The organism is Sphingobacterium kyonggiense, assembly GCF_039536825.1.
Classification (GTDB): Bacteria; Bacteroidota; Bacteroidia; order Sphingobacteriales; family Sphingobacteriaceae; genus Sphingobacterium; species Sphingobacterium kyonggiense.
Genome location: NZ_BAAAZI010000010.1, coordinates 128710 through 149581 on the forward strand (window position 1 = coordinate 128710; position 20872 = coordinate 149581).

Here is a 20872-nt window from a genome sequence, read left to right on the forward strand (position 1 = left end):
ATTGGTATATATAAGTTTGGGTTTGATTCGAGAACCCTACGGAATTTCTAAGGATTTGATAGGGATCTTGTTCGGATCTCGTTCGGTCGGAACCGAACGAGATCCGAAGGAGTTCCGAACAAGTTCCGAAGGAGATCCGAATAAATGTCGAATAAAACCCCTTTGAGAGACGTGGAGACAACAGACAAAAGACACCAGATTTTAGACTTTTTGGAGGGATAGAATTTATTGAATTTTGGATAGCGGTCGAAGCATGCTTCGACCCTACGGTTATTGTGGTTTGGAACAGTAAAACCAAGATTGTTTGTAGGGTCGATGCATGCATCGCCCGCCAATTAAATTTATAAACACCATTTCCAACTCAGAGCGAAGCGATCTCACTCTCACATCTAATAACGCAGCGGTCTATCTACTGCTTTTTTAAAACGGGCAGACATTCCGCTGCGCTTAGTGCTGCCCCTACCTTGGCGGCTATTAAAACGCTAGTAACAAACTATCTAGGTAGCGCCTTAGGTAGGGGCGGTACTGAGCGAGTTTGAGGAAGGGGTGTAACCCCGACGAAAACGAACGGAATGTCCGCCCGTTTATATGAAATGATTAATTTAAACCACGATTGTTTGTAGGGGCGATGCATGCATCGCCCGCCAATTAAATTTATAACCACCATTTCTAATTTAACACGAATTCTATCTAACAGCGGAGCGGTCTCATATCTCATATCTAACAGCGAAGCGGTCTCACCCTCACATCTAATAGCGTAGCTATCTAATTCCAGTCAAATACTGTCAAAAACACAATTCCTAAGGCTATGATTTGCCATAAAAGTTCACATTTAGTATGTTTGTTTATCGGGAATCCATTGTGGATTTTGCCGATTAGATTATTCTAAACGATTCTATATGAAAGTAATTGCAGTTGGTAGAAATTATGTTGATCATGCGAAGGAGCTTCACAATCCGGTACCTGAGAGCCCGGTAATTTTCATGAAGCCTGATACAGCCATACTGAAAGATAATAAAGATTTTTATTTCCCTGATTTTTCGAAAGACATACATTACGAGGTAGAATTAGTCCTTCGGATTTGTAATGAGGGGAAACATGTTTCCAAGAAATTTGCACACAAGTATTACGATGCGATCGGTTTAGGGATCGACTTTACAGCTAGGGATATTCAATCTGCCCAAAAAGCAAAGGGACTACCATGGGAACTAGCGAAAGCTTTTGACCACTCCGCCGTTATCAGTCCGCTTATTCCGAAAGGAGAATTTGAAGATCCAACGAACTTAAATTTCTCCTTGACTAAGAATGGCGAAACCGTTCAACGGGGTAATACCAAGGATATGATTTTCGATTATGACAGCTTAATCAGTTTTATATCCCAGTACGTCACGCTTCGTAAAGGAGATTTAATTTACACGGGTACACCGGCAGGAGTTGGGCCAGTAAACATTGGCGATAAGTTGGAAGGATTTTTGGAGGAAAAGAGCATGTTTACCTGTCAGATAAAATAATATGATGAAGAGAGCCGGAATTTTATTACTTGCACTAGCTTTAGGGTCTTCCCTACATGCGCAGAACAGTGAGATTATAACATCTAGAAATTACCCACAAGGATATTTTCGAAATCCATTAAATATTGCTATGGATGCTTCCGGTACATTTGGGGAGTTACGTTCCACACACTTTCATGCGGGAGATGACTATCGTACGCAACAACGGATAGGTTTACCCCTTCATGCTGCTGCTGAAGGCTATGTTTCCCGAGTTCGGGTACAGATAGGTGGTGGAGGCAATTCGGTTTACATCAACCATCCAAATGGTTTTACAACGGTTTACCTGCATATGGACAGTTTCAATGATGCCTTGACAAACATCGTTCGTGCCGAGCAATATAAGCAACAACGATTTGATGTCGATATGGAGCTTAAGGAAGGACAAGTAAAACTGAGCAAAGGTCAATTTTTTGGGAATGCCGGTAATACAGGAGGTTCAGCAGGTCCGCACTTGCACTTTGAAATTCGAGACACCAAAACCCAACGCCCATTAAATACCCAACTGTTCGGATTAAAATTTACGGATAATTTTAAGCCGACCATCAATGGCATTATGGTTTATGATCTCCAAGACAACCTATTCAATGAAAATACACCAAGAAGAGGACAAACCGTGAAAGCATTGGGTTCAGGTCGTTATTCCCTAGCGACTGCAGCACCAATTTCCGTAAACGGAAAGTTTGGTCTCGGCATCAATACCATTGACAGGCATCGTGCCGGAGGATTCCAGAATGGTGTCTATTCCATTGAGTTATTTTTGGATGGAAAATCCATATCCATCGTCTTGTTTGAAGAATTGGATTTTAGTACTTCAAGTGCTATACATGGTTACTTGGACTTTGCGACCTTTAAGCGTAGCAAAGCCAAAGTGCAGAAAAGTTTTAAAGAACCTGGAAATCCAATTAATATTTTCAAGCATTTGGACAATGCAGGGATCATGGAACTCAAGGATAATGCAGTACACGATGTGAAATATGTGGTAAAGGATGTTCGTGGTAATTGCAGTGAGTTGAATTTTAAGATTCAGAATAATCCATCCTATACACCAAAAGCCAATCCTGTACAGGGTGAATTGTTTGCTTACAACAAGGATAATAAGTTTACGGCAGATTATATTCAAGTGGATATTCCAGAAGGTGCCTTGTATTCGGATTTGGATTTCAATTACAAACAAAGTCCAGGTACAGCAAAAGCCTATTCGCATACGCATCATGTAGGCAGCACCCTTGTTCCCTTATTTTCGACTTATAAATTGAGCATTAAGCCCACTAATCTTCCTATACATTTAGAAAGCAAAGCCTTGATTGCATCGATAGAAAACGGAGCTGTTGGTGGAAAATTTGAGAAGGATTGGGTAACCGTTAATACTAAAAATTTCGGTTCATTTTATGTTGCTGTGGATACCATTGCGCCAATTATTACACCGAGAAATTTCAGTCCGGGTAAGAATGTCAGAAGTCAATCCAAGATCGATTTTACCATTTCCGATAATTTCTCGGGAATCCAGTCTTTCAATGCCTATATCGATGACAAATGGGTATTAATGGAATACGATTCCAAAAACCGCCATATCTGGCATCGTTTCGATCCTAGTTTAGCGGCTGGAAGCCATAAGTTCCGTTTGGTCGTAAAGGATTGGAAGGATAATGAAAGAGTTTACGAAGCGAATTTTACACGTTAGTCCGACTTAGTTCGAGCTATAAAGAAAGGAAAAGAAGATGAGTACATTAGAAGTAGGTGCTAAAGCCCCAGCAATAAAAGCCAAGAATCAGCATGGTGAAACCGTTCAATTAGCTGACTTTAAAGGTAAAAAAGTGATCCTTTATTTTTACCCAAAGGACAATACGCCAGGTTGTACCACGGAAGCCTGTAATTTCAGGGATAATTATCAAGCCCTATTAAAAGATGGTTTTGAGGTTATTGGTGTGAGTATCGACAGTGAACAGAGCCATCAGAAATTCATTAACAAGTTTGAACTGCCTTTTACCCTATTAGCCGATGAAGATCAGAAGATCGTCAATGATTACGGGGTATGGGTAGAAAAGAACATGTACGGAAAGAAGTATATGGGTACCCATAGGACAACATTTGTCATTGATGAAAAGGGCATTATCCAACATATTATTAAAAAAGTAGATAACAAAAACGCCACCCAACAAATTAGGGACTTAATGGCGAAATAAGTCATACGAATACATTATATTTGCCCCTTATGAGCAAGCAAACAGACGATTTTTTCAAGAATATCATTTCGCATGCGAAGGAATATGGTTTTGTTTTTCCTTCTAGCGAGATCTATGACGGCCTAAGTGCTGTGTATGATTATGGTCAATTGGGTTCGGAGTTAAAGAACAACCTAAAGACGTATTGGTGGAAATCCATGGTACAGTTGAATGAGAACATTGTGGGCATTGATGCTGCAATTTTCATGCATCCAACGACATGGAAAGCATCGGGGCACGTGGATGGGTTTAACGATCCGATGATTGACAATAAGGATTCTAAAAAACGTTATCGTGCTGATCAGTTGATCGAGGATAAAATCGATCGTTATGAAAAAGATGGTAAAACAGATAAGGCAACACAATTACAAAAAGCATTGGATGATGCTTTGAATGCGGACGACTTAGCTGGATTAAAAGTTATCATTGAGGAGCATAACATTGTATGTCCGATTTCAGGAACTAAAAACTGGACTGATGTACGTCAATTCAATTTGATGTTTGCTACCCAGATGGGTGCAATGGCAGATGGAGCTGAACAAGTTTACCTACGTCCGGAAACGGCACAAGGTATTTTTGTTAACTTCTTGAATGTACAGAAAACAGGCCGTATGAAGATTCCTTTCGGTATTGCACAGATCGGTAAAGCCTTCCGTAATGAAGTAATTGCTCGTCAGTTCATCATGCGTATGCGTGAGTTTGAACAGATGGAATTGCAGTTTTTCGTTCGCCCAGGCACTGAAATAGACTGGTACAATAAATGGAAAGAAACCCGTTTAAAATGGCATTTAGCCTTGGGTTCTGACGCTGCAAAATACCGCTACCATGACCATGTGAAATTAGCACATTATGCCAATGCCGCTGTGGATATTGAATACGATTTCCCTTTTGGTTTCAAAGAAGTAGAAGGTATTCACTCCAGAACTGATTTTGATTTAAAACAACATCAGGAATTCTCAGGTAAGAAATTACAGTATTTCGACCCGGAGATTAACCAAAGCTATATCCCTTATGTCGTAGAGACCTCTATCGGATTGGATCGTTTATTCTTAACGGTACTTGCAAATTGTTTAGTTCAAGAAGATTTATCTACAGAAGAGAAACAAGATGCACGCGTCGTATTGAAATTCCACCCTGCGATTGCTCCTGTGAAAGCCGCTGTACTTCCATTGACGAAGAAAGATGGTTTACCAGAAAAAGCAAGAGAGATCATGGCGAAATTGAAATTGGATTATAACATCCAATACGATGAAAAGGATTCTATCGGTAAACGCTATCGTCGTCAAGATGCTATTGGTACACCGTTCTGTATCACTGTAGATCATCAGACTTTAGAAGATAATACCGTAACTATTCGTCACCGTGACAGCATGGAACAAGAACGTGTAGCGATCGCTGATCTGGAAAATATCGTTGCAGAACGAGTTAGCATGAGTAACCTATTGAAGCAATTATTATAGGCTTCAAATAATATTAATATTAAAAGCACCTGTTTGGAATGACCAAACAGGTGCTTTTTTATTTGGGTTGAATCAATTAAATATAAGTTTTATCGTTTCATTAGCTTCCAAAGCTGAGCTAATGACCCTTTAGACTTAAAAACTGTTCTCGTTTTTCACGTAAATGAATGTATGGGCTTCTTCCGACTTCTTTTTTAAAGGCTTGAACAAAACTGCTGAGGTTCTTAAATCCTAAGTCTAAAGCTAGGCTATGAATGGATTGTCCTTCCTCCAAATAATGCCTTAAATGGGCAAGACAATAACGAATACGCCTGCGTTTTAGGTAATCACTGAAACTGCATTCAAAATTGCTTTTAAAGATCTGTTGTATTTCTTTCTTATTCAATTTCGTTATTCGAACCAAGTCATTCATACCAAAATCAGTACGCAGGAAGTTTTGATCTTTTTCTATGATCTGTTCTAATTTCTCCAAATAGAAACGTTCCTTTTCTTCTTGTTCCAAGGCCTCTCTTTCGGCAAGGTAAAGCCGAATGTACTGCGCATGTTTTACTTGCATAAAGAGCATCTTTAATCGCTTACCATAACGGAAATAAAAAATGATCATGATATTCAACATGATGAAAATCCCTAAGGGGAATTTAAACATCATTCCGAAATGAGATGTTAACCCTGATGCAATCGCCAATCCCAAAATAAGGACCTTGAGAAGCACCATCAGCAATCCTAGTTTGGCATCTACTGACTTTACTATTTCAGGTAATTCCTTCCTTGCAATCCTTAGCATAAAAAAATCATAAGCTATACTTCCTGCCAATAAAATACTTTGAAAGTTTTGATAGAAGAAATCCAGCATATGGTAAACTTCCCCATAAAGCAGCTTTTCGGAAAAACTGACAAACAGGAAATAGTAAACATAAAAAAGGATAAATGGGAAAAATGCTAATAGAAGCAAGTAAATAGATGTCCTTTGTTCAAACAAAATATTCCTGAGATAGAGGGAGGATAAGGAGGCTATAGAAAGGGCTAATGCACTATTTAAGAATTGTTGATCTGTTCCAATAAAGAACAAGAATATAAATTGATTCAAGAATACAACAAAAGCTGCGGAGAAAATCATCCTTAAGAAAAAACCACGCTCTTCTCGAAGGCTGCTAATGTTAACATAATATATCCCGATCAAAAGTAGGATTACAGTAAGTATAATCAATATTGACATATAACAAGTATAGCTTTATACTATTAAGTCAATAAAAACGGGAGGTTAATTTATATGCATTTTTTGGGAAATTTGTCGTTTAGAAGTACTTTTTTTACGGTTTTCCATAAAATTTCCGGATTGGTTATTCCCGATTATCCACAAGATCCTTTAGAAATTTGGAAAATGAGTATTCTTTTTATTATTTCTTAATAATTTCAGACCCTTAGGATTACTGCTCCTTAAAAAGTGATTTTTCTATTTTCAAAAACTCTCATTTTTCGTTTTTCATTCTCTGGGGGGACTAATAAGACAATTTTTGTTTTCTCGTGCTCTAATTTTGCTGATTAGAAATAATCAAACCAAAACGCATGAAACATTTACCTATTTATCTAAGTATGCTTACGCTAAGCATACTCTTTAATTCTTGTAATAAAGTCGAACCTGAGGAGGTTGAACCAATAAAAGAAGAACAAGCAACACTTGATGAAAACGTTAAAGCTATCATTCCTCATATCTATATTCAAATAGCGAATGACGAAGAAGTTGTTGTTAAGGATGTGTACTTATCCGGCGAGGTAGAAATTAAAGGACAGGATATCTACCCGAGCTTGCAAAAGGTCACTACGCGTATTAAAGGTCGTGGGAACAGTACTTGGGGTAAGCCTAAAAAACCTTATCGCTTAAAGCTGGACAAAGCAGCCAGTGTATTGGGGTTAACCGCAGCAAAGGATTGGGTATTATTAGCAAACTACCAAGATTACACTTTGATGTGTAATGCGATCGCGATGAAAATGGGACAGCAATTAGGCATGCCTTTTACCAACACCATAATACCCGTAGATGTAACCATCAATGGAAAGTACAGGGGAAGTTATATGTTGACCCAACAAATTGAGGCAAAAGAAGGACGCGTGAATGTGGGTCCTGATGGACAATTATTGGAGTTAGATACGAACTTTGATGAGGACTTTCAGTTCAAATCTTCTGGCTGGAATCTTCCTGTGATGATTAAATTTCCGGACATTACTTCAGACGAACAATTTAACAGCATTAAGAATGGTTTTGAGAATTTGGAGCAAATGTTCATTTCAACTAAATTCCCGAACAACGATTATGGAAAGATATTCGATAAGCAACAGTTTGTAAACTATATCTTGGTGAATAATTTAACTGCAAATTATGAGATCAATCACCCTAAAAGTGTATACATGCATAAATTAAAGGATGGCAAATATACCATGGGGCCACTTTGGGATTTTGACTGGGGTTTTGGTTTGGAAGAAGAAGGAAGGAAATATTTCAACTTTGAGACCTTGCCATTATTTAAGCCTACAGATGCTCGCTTGGGTCATCGTTTCTTTACCCATATCCTTAAAGATCCTGAGATTAAGCAATTGTACAAACAAACTTGGGAAAACTATAAGGCTAATCATTTTGAAGCACTGATGAGCTATATTGAAGAGTATGCGGCAAAAATTCGTGAATCGCAAAAGAAGGATTTTGAGATATGGAAAGTTGGTCCAAACAATCATGCGGAGACCAAGAAAAACATGAAAGTATATTTGCGTAAAAGAGCGCAATATTTAGATAGCTATATTAAACAATTATAACATAACAAACGCGGTTCTCCAATATTGGAAACCGCGTTTCTTTTTATCGCAAATAGAGAATCTTCTAAAAATCAATAAGCTGTGATTCTCCCCACTTTTCATTCAGGATGGTTTCAAAATTTATTGCTTCCTCAGCTGGAGGATCTAATCGACCACGGAAAGTTATTTGCATATTGTTCTTGACCATTGCCTTGACATGAAAAGTTCGGGAAACAATGTTTTTCTTAAAAACTTCAATTTTATATTGAATTAAGGTTTCCTTATTAGGCATTCCTACGAAATGGTTGTAAGCCAATTTTCTATTCGCTTCAAAATTGCGGTTGAAAACAATCGGTTTTACCGTTTGATCCATATTCACAAAGGAACCTTGTTGATATAAAGGTTGCCAAGATAGGTAACTTTTCTCCGGGGTAATTTGAATCTTCTCTATATCATTTAAATCATCCAAATCAGTAAACTCAAAATTCACCTGATTAAATAAACGATCCAATTTAACCTTTCTTTCCATGGGTTTTTCAAGATTAAAGGAATCGACCAAACCATAAATTTCTCCTTTATAATCTGAAAAATCATGGGATAATTGGAGGTCTTGAAGACTATTGATCTTTGCAGGCAGAATAAGATCCTTTTCAACATTGGCATAAATTAAAGCCACCTTATACTCTCCCTTAGTCAAAGACACTGCGAACTTCTTCAGGTTATCTTCAGTCAAATCTCCTAGCAATTCAAATTTTTGAGTTTCAAGGTTATAAAAATAATATTTCAGGAACTTCTTCCGGAGTTTATCCTGCTTAAGTACACGGCCATAGAGTCGTACATTATCAGCTCGAGCGGTACTTTGTTCAAAATAAGGATCTAATTGCACCCTAGTATCATTGAGTTGAAAATCGAAAAGAATATAAGTTTCTGGACCTTTTAAGATTACGTTAGGGAATTCAAAAAACACGTTTTGTTTATCGAAATCTTTCATATTGGGTTTTAGCATAACCTTAAAACTTTCAAAGTAATTGGATGCTGCATGATTCCGGATATAGATTCTGAAGAAATCAGGTGCATTTTTATCAACAGCAAAATCAAAAGAAATAGCATTAATTAAAATGGGATCTGGAGTATTAAAATATAATTCAAAAATAGCCGGTTTAGTAAATTGCTGAGCATAATCCTTGGGGTTCTTATTAGTATTGAATCCCGGAACATAACTTAGTACACCTTCTAATCTTTTAAATTGTGCATAATTGTCTTGATCAACAGCAATGTTAGCTTTGACACTTTTATTATTGAAATCCCAGTAATAGATAATGTCATTTAAAACTGGGTTCCCACTAGTTGACAAAGTAGTAGGACTGGATTGTCTATACTGGGGATTATTTGATTTGAAATCTGACATGGGTTTGATGCTAGTTTCAAACCCTTCCAATTCATAGGTTAAGTTGTGCTTAACATCAGGGAATACATCTTCTGGTTTAATTAATTTTTTACATTGCATACATAAGGAAAGGGTTGCAATGCCAAGGAGGAAAACGGCATTTCTAAAAATTGAACGCTTCATAATAAAAATAGTTAATTATCAAATATGAAAATAAATCTAATCTTATTAATTAAATTTATTTCTATATTTTGAATTCTTAACACAAAAATAACCCCATATTAATATACTTCTCTGTAATTAGTATGGGGTTATATATTATTCCTAGGAAAGTCTTAAATTCTTATTTCTTTCTCTTCTTGTAGAATACGAACTTTCACTTTCTCGCCTTTTTTGCCTCGAATTTTATAATCGATTACTTGACCGTTCTTCCAGGTAATATCGACAGTATAGTTTCCACGGGCTTTCAAGCCTTTCACTTGTCCATCTTTCCAAGCAGTTGGCAATGCAGGTAGCAGGTGTATAAAACCATCATGACTTTGGATAAGCATTTCGGCAATACCTGCTGATCCACCAAAATTACCATCAATTTGGAATGGTGGGTGTGCGCAGAATAAATTAGGATAAGTTCCTGCTCCTACTCCTGAATAGGTAGTTCCTGTTTTGGTATAGGCAGGGCGCAATAATTGACGTAAGATTTCCAAAGAATGATCTCCATCATGTAGTCTTGCCCAGAATAGGATCTTCCAAGCTCTGGACCAGCCGGTACCTTCATCACCACGCACCTCTAATGTTTTCTTGGCGGCATCAGCCCAAGCAGGACTGGTAACCGGAGAGATGAAATTCGCAGGATATAACCCATACAAATGCGACACATGTCTATGGCGAGGTTCTGTTTCTTCATAGTCCTCCAACCATTCCATAACTCGACCAGATTTGCTTACTACGACTGCTGGAGGTAATTTATTCAAGTCTGCGCGAAGATCAGATGCAAAGGAATCTTTATTAGATAAAATACTATCTGCTTTGATTACGGAAAGATACAGTTCTCGTACAATTTGATTATCAATTGTAGGTCCCATTACTACAGAAGCGTGTTTTCCATTGGACATCTTGAAACCATTCTCTGGTGAAACAGATGGTGAGGTTACTAACCAACCTGTTTTTGGATCTTTCACCAATGTGGCACGATAGAACACCGCAGCTTCTTTTAAGACAGGATAAATATCTTTCAAATAAGCCTTGTCTTGAGTAAACAGGTAGTGATCCCAAAGGTGATTACACAACCAGCCCGAGGCAGTGCTACTTCCCCAAGAGGCATTTTCTCCCGGTGCAGTGTATCCCCAAATATTGGTCATCATATACACAACCCATCCTGGAGAACCATAATAGGCTTGAGCTGTTTTCCGCCCTTCCACAGCTAGATTCTTGATCATATTGATGAAGGGTTCATGATACTCGGAAAGGTTGCTTACCTCGACTCCCCAGTGGTTCATTTGCGCATTTATATTCAAATGGTAATCCCCATTCCAAGGAGTCTGGATTTGATGTGCCCATAAACCTTGCAGATTTGGAGGTAATGCCTTTTTCAGTTTTGGAGCCGTACTTGAAATACTTAAGTATCGACCAAATTGATAATATAGTGCTGCCAAGCCATTATCTTGTGCAGGGTTCTTGTAGAATGCTGCTAAGCGATCGGTAGTTTGCACCTGGTCTTTAGGCTGAAGGTCATCCAACTTTAAAGACACTCTATTAAATAAAGGTTGATACTTTTTTAAATGTGCTTGATACAGTTTTGCATAGGAACTTTTCTCTACTTTTGCTATTTCCTTTTGCACATAGGTCAAAGGATCATGATCATAATAGCTGGTCGAGGCAGATATTAGAACTAAGGCTTCATCTGCTTCTTTTAAGATAATTTGATTGTCGTGATTGCTGATCTTCCCACCTTTTTGGATGACTTTGATCTTTGCTGCAAAGTGAAGTCCCTTGCCTCCCTTACCATCGGGTAAAACACCGGTAATCTCAATCTCATTATCTTTAATTTTATAATCCGTGATGTTCTCATCACGATAGAAATGCAGTGCAAATCCAATGGATTTCTTTTTATCTGCTGATAATTTAATAACGCCTACATTTTTATCAAAAGAAGTCAGGTATTCTCGTAGGTATTGTATGCCCTTACTTTTAAAAGAAGTTACTGCCTTTGCCTCATGGAGATCTAACCAGCGTTTGTATTCTGTTGCTTCTTGTTGATCGAAATGCAAGAAGTTTATCCAACCAAAATTTTGATAACATCCATAAGGAGCTTTTGCTCCATTACCAAAACCTGAGCCTGCACCTACGCAGACAAAGTTTTTGTTCACCAATGCCTCAGCAAGATTGTTCTTGCCCTGAAACAGCAATTCTTGAATTTCAGGCAGTGCATTTTTTGCTTGATAATTATTAGGGTCTTGCGGACCACCAGACCACAGCGAGATTTCATTGAGCACAATACTCTCGTCATGTATTTTCCCATTGGGCATAAGTCCAATGGTTCCATTGCCTAATGGCAAAGATTCTTCCCACTTCTCAGCGGGTTGCTCATACTTAAGCTTCATCTCCTGTGCGTGCACAGCAGAGTATATCAGGCATAAGCTGATAAGGATTTTTTTCATGGGTTAGGTTTAAGTTTATTTAAGTAAAAAATCGAATTCAGCTACAGAAAATTGCTTATCTCCACTTAGATTTTCGCTAGGTTTAAAGCGAATGTAATGGACTTCTTTTGGCGAGCCAAAACCGATGGATTGGGTGATGGCATTTGCCTTTATATTGGCAAATTCTCCTTGTGCCACAGGACGCCATGTCTTACCATCTATACTAACTTCTACCCAATATTTTGTTGGGATACCAGAAGTCTTACCATCCTGTCTTGGGGTATATTCCATGCCAGATAATGTATAGGTTTTATCCAAACGCATCTCCACATATCCTGGAGAAATCAGGGTAGTTTCCCAGAAGGTATGAGGATCATCATCCAATGCTTCAGGGATATGTTTATCGGCATGAATGATGGTAATGGCTTTCTTATCTAATTTATTAGTAGCTGTGCCCCCAAAAGTAAATGGAGTTTTGTCTTCTAAGAATAAGGCAAAATCACTTAAAGTAGGCGCCACTGGTGCAAATAATTGAACGCGTAACTTATTAGCTTTTACAGGTTGTTTTAATTTTATAAGTCGATTAGCACCAATGCTTGTTGCTTTGGCTAAAGGTTTCCATTTAGATTCCTCCCATACTTCAATCAATACACTGTCCAATCGTTGTCCAAGTTTAATATTCTCTCGCAATCGAATCAAGTCAAATTCTTGCGCTTGTGGGAGTGTAATTTCCAAGGAAGGTTGAAGAACTTGATCATCCGAGGCGTAATAGCTGTAGCGATCTTGATCGAATAAGTTTTGTGTACCAAATTCCTGATGGTTTTGACGGATATTGCTCGCTTTTGCAGAAGCACCTTCGGCTAGGTTTTTAGCAAATGTCTTTTGTATTTTATTGCCAAATGCTTTCAATGATCGAACATCGTTTTCATGTAACACCCCATCTGGCATAGGCGCCAGACCTAAATTCATTCCTCCACCTCTACCCACAGATTTCAAATAGATTTCGAATAATTGATCAGGAGTTTTCACTTTGCTGTCTTGGTCAGCATGATAAAACCATCCTGGTCTTTGAGGGACATCACATTCAGCTGGGATCCAAAATTCCCCATTTCTATCTCCTGTTGGCAGGTTAGATCCATCAACTTCTCCCGGTACTGGAGTCTTTCCAGTGGTACTTTTAGGTGTGATGGTAGCCCAAGAAGTTTCAGCAGCAAAGCCATGTTCATTCCCTACCCATCGCATATCTGGACCAACATCGGAAAAGATCATCGCCATAGGTTGCAATTTGCGTACAATAGGCCAGGTTTTCTCTGTCCATTCATAATAAGTGGTCCGATCAATGGTTCGTTTTTCATTCTTTCCTCCATAGTAGCCATCGCCCCCATTGGCTCCATCGTGCCAAGAGGTAAATAGATTACCATAGTTGCTCATCAACTCGGTTAGCTGCTCACGATATGCTTCCGCATAAGCCGGACTGCCATATCGTGTATCATTACGATCCCAAGCAGAAAGATAGACACCAAACTCAAGGCTATTGGCATGAGCAGCTTGCATAAACTCCTTCACCATATCGCCCTTACCTTCTTTCCAAGGTGAACTAGCGATGGAATATTTGGTTGTTCTTGTAGGCCAAAGGCAGAAACCATCATGGTGTTTAGCCACAGAGATGAGTCCTTTAAATCCACCTGCAGCAGCTGCAGCAGCAATCTGATTGGCATTAAAATGCTGCGGATTAAATATCGCAGGGTCAGCATCGCCAAATCCCCATTCTTTATTCTGAAATGTCGTTGGTGTATAATGAATCAATGTATACATTTCCATTTCATGCCAACGCAATTGTCGCTCACTAGGCAGGGCACCATAAGGGGCAGGTGCAGTTTGCGAAATAGCCAATAATGGACTTAATAGAAACAAGGAGAATAAGGTTGATCTGCTCATAAACAATGAAATAAACGGCATTAAGATACATAATATTGAGCTGAATGGGAAAAATTGCACAGCTTTAAAACCCATCCAACAGAATTATTACGTTGAAAATGACCAGTATCAAAATGATAATATAGACCATGCCGTAGGTACAGCATGACTTCTAATGCGCAGTGAAACAGAACTAATATTAAATATAATATTTAAAATAATTTTGGAAAATAAGGGATATAATCATTTACTTTGTATCTCAAAGTACTTTTAAACGTTTAACAATTATTAAAGAAAAGAGATATGACCATACAAAACCAACGCATCAACCCTGCATACTTCATCGCAGGTACCCTATTGCTAATTCCAGCAATAGCTATGCAATTTACATCGGAAGTTAACTGGAGTGCATTTGATTTTTTAGTGGCGGGAGTTTTATTATTCGGAACAGCCTTAGGGGTTGATCTGATAAGCAAGCATGTAAAACCCAAAGGAAAAGCTTGGATATTTATTGGGGTTCTATTGTTACTTATAGCCATTCTTTGGATTGAACTTGCGGTAGGCCTATTTGGAAGTCCGATAGCTGGAAGTTAAGAGATTATTTTCTACCCATAAAACCCAACTATTACTTAAGTGGTAAAATTGGGTTTTATCTTTTTACGAGTTTCTCAAAGATTACTGACAATCGATTAATTTCAGATAAAAAACAGATTAATGCCTACTAAATAGGTAGTTAAACAGCAGATTGGAATTAATAAGTCGCTATTCAATTGGCTATCAAGAGACTTAAGCAACGGTTTGCGTAATAAAAACTTTGGTTTAGCTCGAAAATTATTCTCTTTACTGTTCCGATTTTTATGGAAAAGTAAATACATTTGTTCATCATGAACAACGAACAATCTAAAATTATCCGAGAACAAGCTCCACGTTCCAATACCAGAGAGCACTCGGTTCCTTTATACTTAACTTCCAGTTTTATATTTGATAGTGCAGAACAAGGACGCGCAGTGTTTGCAGAAGAAGAAGAGGCTATGGTCTACTCTCGCTATGCCAACCCGAACACGACGGAGTTTATCAATAAGGTTTGTTTACTTGAAGGTGCAGAAGCAGGTCTAGCCTTTGCATCAGGAATGGGTGCTGTATTTGCAAGCTTTGCTGGTTTCATCGAGCAGGGCGATCATATTGTATCCTCTCGTGCCATCTTCGGCTCTACACATCAACTCTTCACTCAATTATTTCCTCGTTGGGGAGTAACCACGACTTATGTGGATGCGATTAATCCTGAGGAATGGGAGAAAGCAATTCAACCTAACACAAAATTTATCTATTTAGAATCACCATCCAATCCTGGTTTAGAATTGGTGGACCTGGAATGGTTAGGAAGCTTAAAGCAGAAATACCCAAATATCATCTTTGCTATCGATAATTGCTTTGCTACACCATACTTACAGAAGCCTTTAAAATATGGATTCGATTTATCGATACACTCCGCTACCAAATACATGGATGGACAAGGTCGTGTATTGGGAGGAGTTGTAGTTGGCAAGAAAGAGTTGATGGATAAATTGATGTTCTTCATTCGACACACTGGACCAGCCATGTCTCCATTTAATGCTTGGGTATTATCTAAAAGTGTGGAGACTTTAGGGTTGCGTATGGATAGACATTGTTCCAATGCGCTGGCTTTAGCAGAGACTTTGGAAAAACATTCCGAAATTGCTGATGTAAAATATCCATTCTTACCTTCTCACCCACAGTATGAACTTGCAAAGAAACAAATGAAAGCTGGAGGAGGAATTGTAACCATCGAAGTCAAAGGTGGAAAAGAACGCGCATTCAAATTCTTGGATGCCCTAAAAATGATTTTGTACACTTCTAATCTTGGAGATTCGCGCTCTATTGCTACCCACCCTGGTACTACAACACATTCCAAATTAAAAGAAGAAGAACGCGAGAAATTAGGAATTCGTCCTGGTACTATTCGGTTATCTATAGGAATTGAAGATCAAGAAGATATTATTCAAGATATCTTACAAGCTTTGGAAGCTAGTAAATAACAATATGCTCAATTGGGCTAAAACACATAAAAAAAGCTGCTTTATCTTAAAAATAAAGCAGCTTTTCCTTTTGTTTTCAGAGCTTACAAAGCAGCAAGTGCTGCATCATAATTTGGCTCTTCTACAGTTTCAGCAACTTGCTCGGTATATTTTACTTTACCATCGGTATCTACAACAACAACCGAACGGCTCAACAATCCTTCTAAAGGACCATCCGTAAATTTAACACCATAAGCATCTGCAAAACCATTGTCTTTAAAATCGGACAAAGTAACTACATTCTCCAATCCTTCTGCTGCACAGAAGCGACTTTGAGCAAAAGGAAGGTCTTTGGAGATACACAATACTACTGTGTTGTCTAATCCAGAAGCCTTCTCATTAAACTGTCTTACCGATGTCGCACAAACACCCGTATCGATACTTGGGAAAATATTTAGGATTACTTGTTTTCCTTTAAAATCATTTAGCGATTTCTGTGATAAATCACCGGTTGTTAATGTGAAATCCGGAGCTACATCACCAACTTTTGGGAGATTTCCACTGGTATGCACCGCATTACCTTTAAATGATACTTCAGACATAATGAACTATTTTTTTAAGTTTCTATAAATCTAAACCAATATACCCTAAAATATGTTTTATAAAAAATGGAATGCTTGAAGATTTAGTAATTTTGACAAAACATATAAATTTTTAACAAAAATTTATTATGTTAGCATACTATTTAACAATTAGAAACGCTAATCAATAATTATATGAAACGATTATTACTCTGTTTACTAGCGGCATCGCCTGTACTAGCCTTTGCACAGGGCTCTCAGGTGAATACGCAAAGTCAAAAAGCGGTTGGAATGGCAGGTGCTGGTTCGGCCCTTTTCATTGACGAAACATCCATTGTTTATAACCCTGGAGCTTTAGCGAAAATGGAAGGTAACGCCATTTCAGTTGGAGCTTCTGCGATTATGTATCGATCGGCATTCCAAGAAGCAGGAAGTCAGGATGTACACCATACGCGCTTTCAAATATCCCCTCCTGTCAGTGTATTTGCAGCCTTTGGTCCTCGTGACTCTTGGTGGAAAGCAGGTATCGGTGTTTACACCCCTTATGGTGGTGGTGTTGACTGGGGAAAAGAATGGCCAGGACGCTTTTCTTTGACAAGCCTGTCTATGCGTTCCTTCTACATTCAACCAACTTTAAGTATTCGATTAAATGATAAATTCAGTGTAGGTGGTGGTTTTGTTTACAATGTTGGTATTGTAGATTTAGGTCGATCCCTTCCAGTTTATGGACCTGATGGAAGAGAAGGTCACGCAGAATTAAAAGGTACTGGTACTGGTATGGGTTATAATGTGGGTGTTCACTATAACCTGGACGATCAATTTGCCATTTCCTTGAACTACCGCTCTAAAGTAATCACAAAATTAGAAGGTGGAGATGTTACTTTCGATGTTCCTCAAGCTTTAGCAGCGAATTTCCCGAATGGTAAATTTGATGCTGAATTACCTTTGCCATCATCTTTCAACGTAGGTATTGCTTTCCCATTATCAGAAAGAGTTAAAACAGCTATTGATGCATCTTTCATCAATTACAGCATCTACAAAGAATTAGCTTTTGATTATGAGAACAACACACCTGCATTACAAGACACTAGATCAGCTAAAAAGTATGAAAATGCTTTTTCAGCAAAAGCAGGTATCAATTATGAAGTTTCTGATAAATTGGAATTACGTGTAGGAGGTGGATATGTTCACACACCAGTAAGAGCAAGTTATGTTTATCCAGAAACACCGGACAACAACCGTTTAATGGCAGCAGGTGGTGTGACTTATAAATTCAACCCGAACTGGCAATTATCAGCAGCATATGTGTTCCAAAAAATCTTAAAGAGAACAACAACCAATGCTGAAACGCTATTGAGAGGTGCATACGAGACCAATATTCATGCTCCCGGAATTTCTATTAGCTACGCTTGGTAAGACCTATTAAAATTATGAACATCATGAAAAAGAAATTTAACTTATATATCGGGCTGGCAATTTTAGGATTGGCCAGTTCATGTGCGCCTAGTTTAGATGAATTCGAGCCAAGCAAAGGAACTGCTGACTTTTCTAAGTTTATCGCTGTCGGTAACTCCTTAACTTCTGGATATGCCAATAATGGTCTATATTTAGAAGGACAAAAAGTAGCATTCCCGAACCTAATTGCCGAGCAAATGAAAGCTGTAGGCGGAGGCGAATTTACTTCTCCGTTCTTCAGTGCTGAACAAGCAAACGGAACGGGCTATATCAAATTAAAAGGTTTGGTAGACGGAAACCCAGTTACTGAACAAGTACCAGCTCAGGCAGTTCGTACGACAACACCACAACCATTGTTCACCAAGTATTTAGACCCTATTCAAAACTTAGGTGTTCCCGGCATGCGTTTGGATCTATCTCTAGTAGCTGAAATGAGTGGTACAGCGGGAAACCCCTATTTTGAGCGTTTATTGCCGGATGCAGCTGTAGGAAAGACTAAATACATTGAATATGCTGCTTCTCATGAGCATAGTTTCTTTTCCTTTTGGTTAGGGAATAACGATGTGCTAGGCTATGCAACTAATGGAGCTGTGACAACAAATCCAACAAACGCATTGATTAACACAACTACTTTCCAATTTGCATATTCTACTTTTATTGATGCTTTGACTAAAGGTGGCCAAAAAGGCGTAGTAGCGACCATCCCTGATGTGACAACCATCCCTTTTTTGAACACAGTAACTACTGCACGAATCAATGCAGGTGTTGAAGCAAAAACCAATGGACAAGTTAAGAACGTAGTAATAGCGACTAAAACAACTCCTCGAGTTGCTACAGCTGAAGATCGTTTCGTTTTGACCTTCCCTACTGAAAAATTAGGTGTTCCAGATAATTTGGGAAGACCTTATGGTGTTCACCCAGGAAATCCAATTGAAGACAAATATGTATTGGATAAGGATGAAGCTGCTCAGGTTGTGAGTCGTGTCAATGAGATCAATGCCATCATTAAGAACATTGCAAAGTCAAAAGACCTAGCAGTTGCTGATGTACATGCTTTCTTGAACAAAGTAAAAGGTGGATACATCTACAATGGGGTTGCTATCAGCTCGGCATACATTACAGGGAATGCCTTTTCATTGGATGGTGTTCACTTAACGCCAATGGGTAATGCTATTGTAGCAAACCTATTCATTGAAGCCATCAACAAACAATATAAATCAACGATTCCTACTGTAGATATCAGTAACTATCCAGGAGTAAAATTCCCTGGTGAATAATCAGAATCAATAAAAAAGAAAAGGCGTTGTGAATAAGATCACAACGCCTTTTTTATGTTCTATTTTTTAGTCTTAATGTTTGTTTTTCAAACTATCTAAATGCATTTCTTGTTCTTGTTCGCGCGCATCTATCTGATGTTGTTTGTAGTTTTCCATAGCTAATTTACTAGCGGTTTGAGAGACAAGTACCCCAGCAAGAGCAATAACTGTCACTACAACAATTCCCCACATGTGTTTTTTCTTGTCTTGTTTCACTAACCAGTACATGAAATAAACGTAAGGAATAACAAAAAGTATATAAAAAATAATGCTTGGACCTACCATGATGTATTTAAAATTTAGGCAAAACTAAGGATTTATTATGGTAAAGAAGCAAAAGTGCCTAATTGAACTAAAAACTTACAAAACAATGAAAGATTTTAAACGTTTCAATAAAGTGGAGGTCTAATTGAAAGGATTGCAAATAAGTTGAATAGATAAAGATTTTTATATAAAAAAACTACAATGATATTGCATAAAAGAAAAAAATAATTGTTTACTTTTGCGCTGTCTGTTCACAGGATATAAAACGAGATAATAGATGATTTGTAACAAGTTGTTTTTGAGTTCATTCGAACAAGCTTCACAGAAGCTTGTCAGGAAGGCTTATTACAGTATTCGCTCGTTTAATTGTCCTGTACTTCGATTCCGACGACCTATTCTGCCTCGAGCTTGATTTACGAGGCAGGCAAATTTCCATGTTGGTTTTCCATCAAGCTCGATGGATGATTTTTTAAGTTAATTAGGTAATCCAAATACTTCGGTATTTCAATTTTTAGGTCGACAATATTAATGACACTTTCAGATTTTTTGATTATTCCCGCAACAGCTTCTCATGTTGACTATGCTGATGTGATTTGTAGTGAGATGTTCGAGTCCGCAAAGGCTCGAGGAACAGGCATTGCACGTCGTAAGCCAGAGTATGTGGCACGCAAAATGGAGGAGGGTAAAGCGGTTATAGCCTTACACAAGGATGGTACTTGGGCTGGTTTCTGTTACATAGAAACTTGGGGCCACGGAGACTATGTTGCCAATTCCGGATTGATCGTCAACCCTACTTTCCGTAAGGTAGGCTTAGCAAAAGCCATTAAGAAGCGTGTATTTGAATTATCAAGAGAGAAATATCCCAAATCAAAAATATTTGGTCTTACCACTGGTTTAGCCGTGATGAAGATCAATTCAGATTTAGGATATGAACCTGTAACCTATTCCGAGTTAACTCAAGATGAGGAATTCTGGAAAGGATGCCAGTCTTGTGTGAACTACGACATCTTAATGTCCAAGGAACGCAAGAACTGCATGTGTACAGCGATGTTGTGGGATCCTGAAGAAAAGGAAAAAGAATTGAAAGAGAAGATTCAACGTCGAGCAGAAGCGAAAGAACGTTTGGATCGGATCTCTAAGAAACAGTCTCTTTTGAAACGTATCGAGGCAAAGCTATGGAAGTCTACTAAGAAGTTCGTAGCGACCATATTACCGGTGGGCATTAAACCGGTAAAAGGATTTTAAATTGTTATTTTTG

At 38.3% G+C, this 20872-nt stretch carries 16 protein-coding genes; 10 read left to right on the forward strand and 6 right to left on the reverse strand.

Features of this window, described 5'->3' with window-relative positions; all coding sequences use genetic code 11:
• Positions 1–899: 899 nt before the first annotated feature.
• Genes ABD676_RS12245 through ABD676_RS12260 form a run of 4 tightly spaced genes read left to right on the forward strand, consistent with a single transcriptional unit; the run spans position 900 to position 5235 of the window.
• Positions 900–1511, forward strand: coding sequence for a fumarylacetoacetate hydrolase family protein (locus ABD676_RS12245; protein ID WP_344674979.1), 612 nt, complete (start codon positions 900–902; stop codon positions 1509–1511).
• 1 nt (position 1512) lies between these two features.
• Positions 1513–3234 (forward strand): M23 family metallopeptidase, encoded by a 1722-nt coding sequence (locus tag ABD676_RS12250; protein WP_344674980.1) that lies wholly within the window; start codon positions 1513–1515, stop codon positions 3232–3234.
• Between the two features lie 37 nt (positions 3235–3271).
• Positions 3272–3736: a thioredoxin-dependent thiol peroxidase gene (gene bcp / locus ABD676_RS12255; RefSeq protein WP_344674981.1), complete on the forward strand. Its 465-nt coding sequence runs from the start codon at positions 3272–3274 to the stop codon at positions 3734–3736.
• Positions 3737–3765: 29 nt separating this feature from the next.
• Positions 3766–5235 carry a glycine--tRNA ligase gene (locus ABD676_RS12260; RefSeq protein WP_344674982.1) on the forward strand — a complete coding sequence of 490 codons (1470 nt, stop codon included), beginning with the start codon at positions 3766–3768 and terminating at the stop codon, positions 5233–5235.
• Between the two features lie 118 nt (positions 5236–5353).
• Here the strand turns inward: ABD676_RS12260 and ABD676_RS12265 are convergent, their stop codons facing one another.
• Complete coding sequence (locus ABD676_RS12265; protein ID WP_344674983.1) at positions 5354–6451, reverse strand: helix-turn-helix domain-containing protein; 1098 nt, start codon at positions 6449–6451, stop codon at positions 5354–5356.
• A 350-nt stretch (positions 6452–6801) separates the two neighbouring features.
• On the opposite strand from ABD676_RS12265, the gene ABD676_RS12270 reads away from it, so the two are divergent.
• Positions 6802–8043 (forward strand): CotH kinase family protein, encoded by a 1242-nt coding sequence (locus ABD676_RS12270; RefSeq protein WP_344674984.1) that lies wholly within the window; start codon positions 6802–6804, stop codon positions 8041–8043.
• A 64-nt stretch (positions 8044–8107) separates the two neighbouring features.
• Here ABD676_RS12270 and ABD676_RS12275 read toward each other — a convergent pair whose 3' ends face one another.
• The 3 genes from ABD676_RS12275 to ABD676_RS12285 all read right to left on the reverse strand — a co-directional run bounded on the left by ABD676_RS12275 (position 8108) and on the right by ABD676_RS12285 (position 13983).
• On the reverse strand, positions 8108–9592 hold the full coding sequence (locus ABD676_RS12275; RefSeq protein ID WP_344674985.1) for a hypothetical protein: 1485 nt from the start codon (positions 9590–9592) through the stop codon (positions 8108–8110).
• 152 nt (positions 9593–9744) lie between these two features.
• Positions 9745–12066, reverse strand: a complete 2322-nt coding sequence (locus ABD676_RS12280; RefSeq protein WP_344674986.1) for a glycoside hydrolase family 95 protein — start codon at positions 12064–12066, stop codon at positions 9745–9747.
• Between the two features lie 15 nt (positions 12067–12081).
• Positions 12082–13983, reverse strand: a complete 1902-nt coding sequence (locus ABD676_RS12285) for an alpha-L-fucosidase (RefSeq protein WP_344674987.1) — start codon at positions 13981–13983, stop codon at positions 12082–12084.
• A gap of 282 nt (positions 13984–14265) precedes the next feature.
• On the opposite strand from ABD676_RS12285, the gene ABD676_RS12290 reads away from it, so the two are divergent.
• Together ABD676_RS12290 and ABD676_RS12295 are read left to right on the forward strand one after the other, a co-directional pair.
• The gene (locus ABD676_RS12290; RefSeq protein WP_344674988.1) at positions 14266–14556 is read left to right on the forward strand and encodes a hypothetical protein; all 291 of its coding nucleotides are present in this window, start codon (positions 14266–14268) and stop codon (positions 14554–14556) included.
• A gap of 290 nt (positions 14557–14846) precedes the next feature.
• Positions 14847–16019, forward strand: a complete 1173-nt coding sequence (locus tag ABD676_RS12295) for a trans-sulfuration enzyme family protein (RefSeq protein WP_344674989.1) — start codon at positions 14847–14849, stop codon at positions 16017–16019.
• An 83-nt stretch (positions 16020–16102) separates the two neighbouring features.
• Here ABD676_RS12295 and tpx read toward each other — a convergent pair whose 3' ends face one another.
• Entirely contained in the window at positions 16103–16600 is a 498-nt protein-coding gene (gene tpx, locus ABD676_RS12300; RefSeq protein WP_344674990.1) for a thiol peroxidase, read from the reverse strand.
• Between the two features lie 174 nt (positions 16601–16774).
• Here tpx and ABD676_RS12305 point away from each other — a divergent pair, with 174 nt between their 5' ends.
• Entirely contained in the window at positions 16775–17995 is a 1221-nt protein-coding gene (locus ABD676_RS12305) for an OmpP1/FadL family transporter (RefSeq protein ID WP_344674991.1), read from the forward strand.
• A gap of 23 nt (positions 17996–18018) precedes the next feature.
• On the forward strand, positions 18019–19311 hold the full coding sequence (locus tag ABD676_RS12310; RefSeq protein WP_344674992.1) for an SGNH/GDSL hydrolase family protein: 1293 nt from the start codon (positions 18019–18021) through the stop codon (positions 19309–19311).
• 72 nt (positions 19312–19383) lie between these two features.
• Here ABD676_RS12310 and ABD676_RS12315 read toward each other — a convergent pair whose 3' ends face one another.
• Complete coding sequence (locus ABD676_RS12315) at positions 19384–19635, reverse strand: hypothetical protein (protein WP_344674993.1); 252 nt, start codon at positions 19633–19635, stop codon at positions 19384–19386.
• 507 nt (positions 19636–20142) lie between these two features.
• Here ABD676_RS12315 and ABD676_RS12320 point away from each other — a divergent pair.
• Positions 20143–20859: a GNAT family N-acetyltransferase gene (locus ABD676_RS12320; protein WP_344674994.1), complete on the forward strand. Its 717-nt coding sequence runs from the start codon at positions 20143–20145 to the stop codon at positions 20857–20859.
• The last annotated feature ends 13 nt before the right edge of the window (positions 20860–20872 follow it).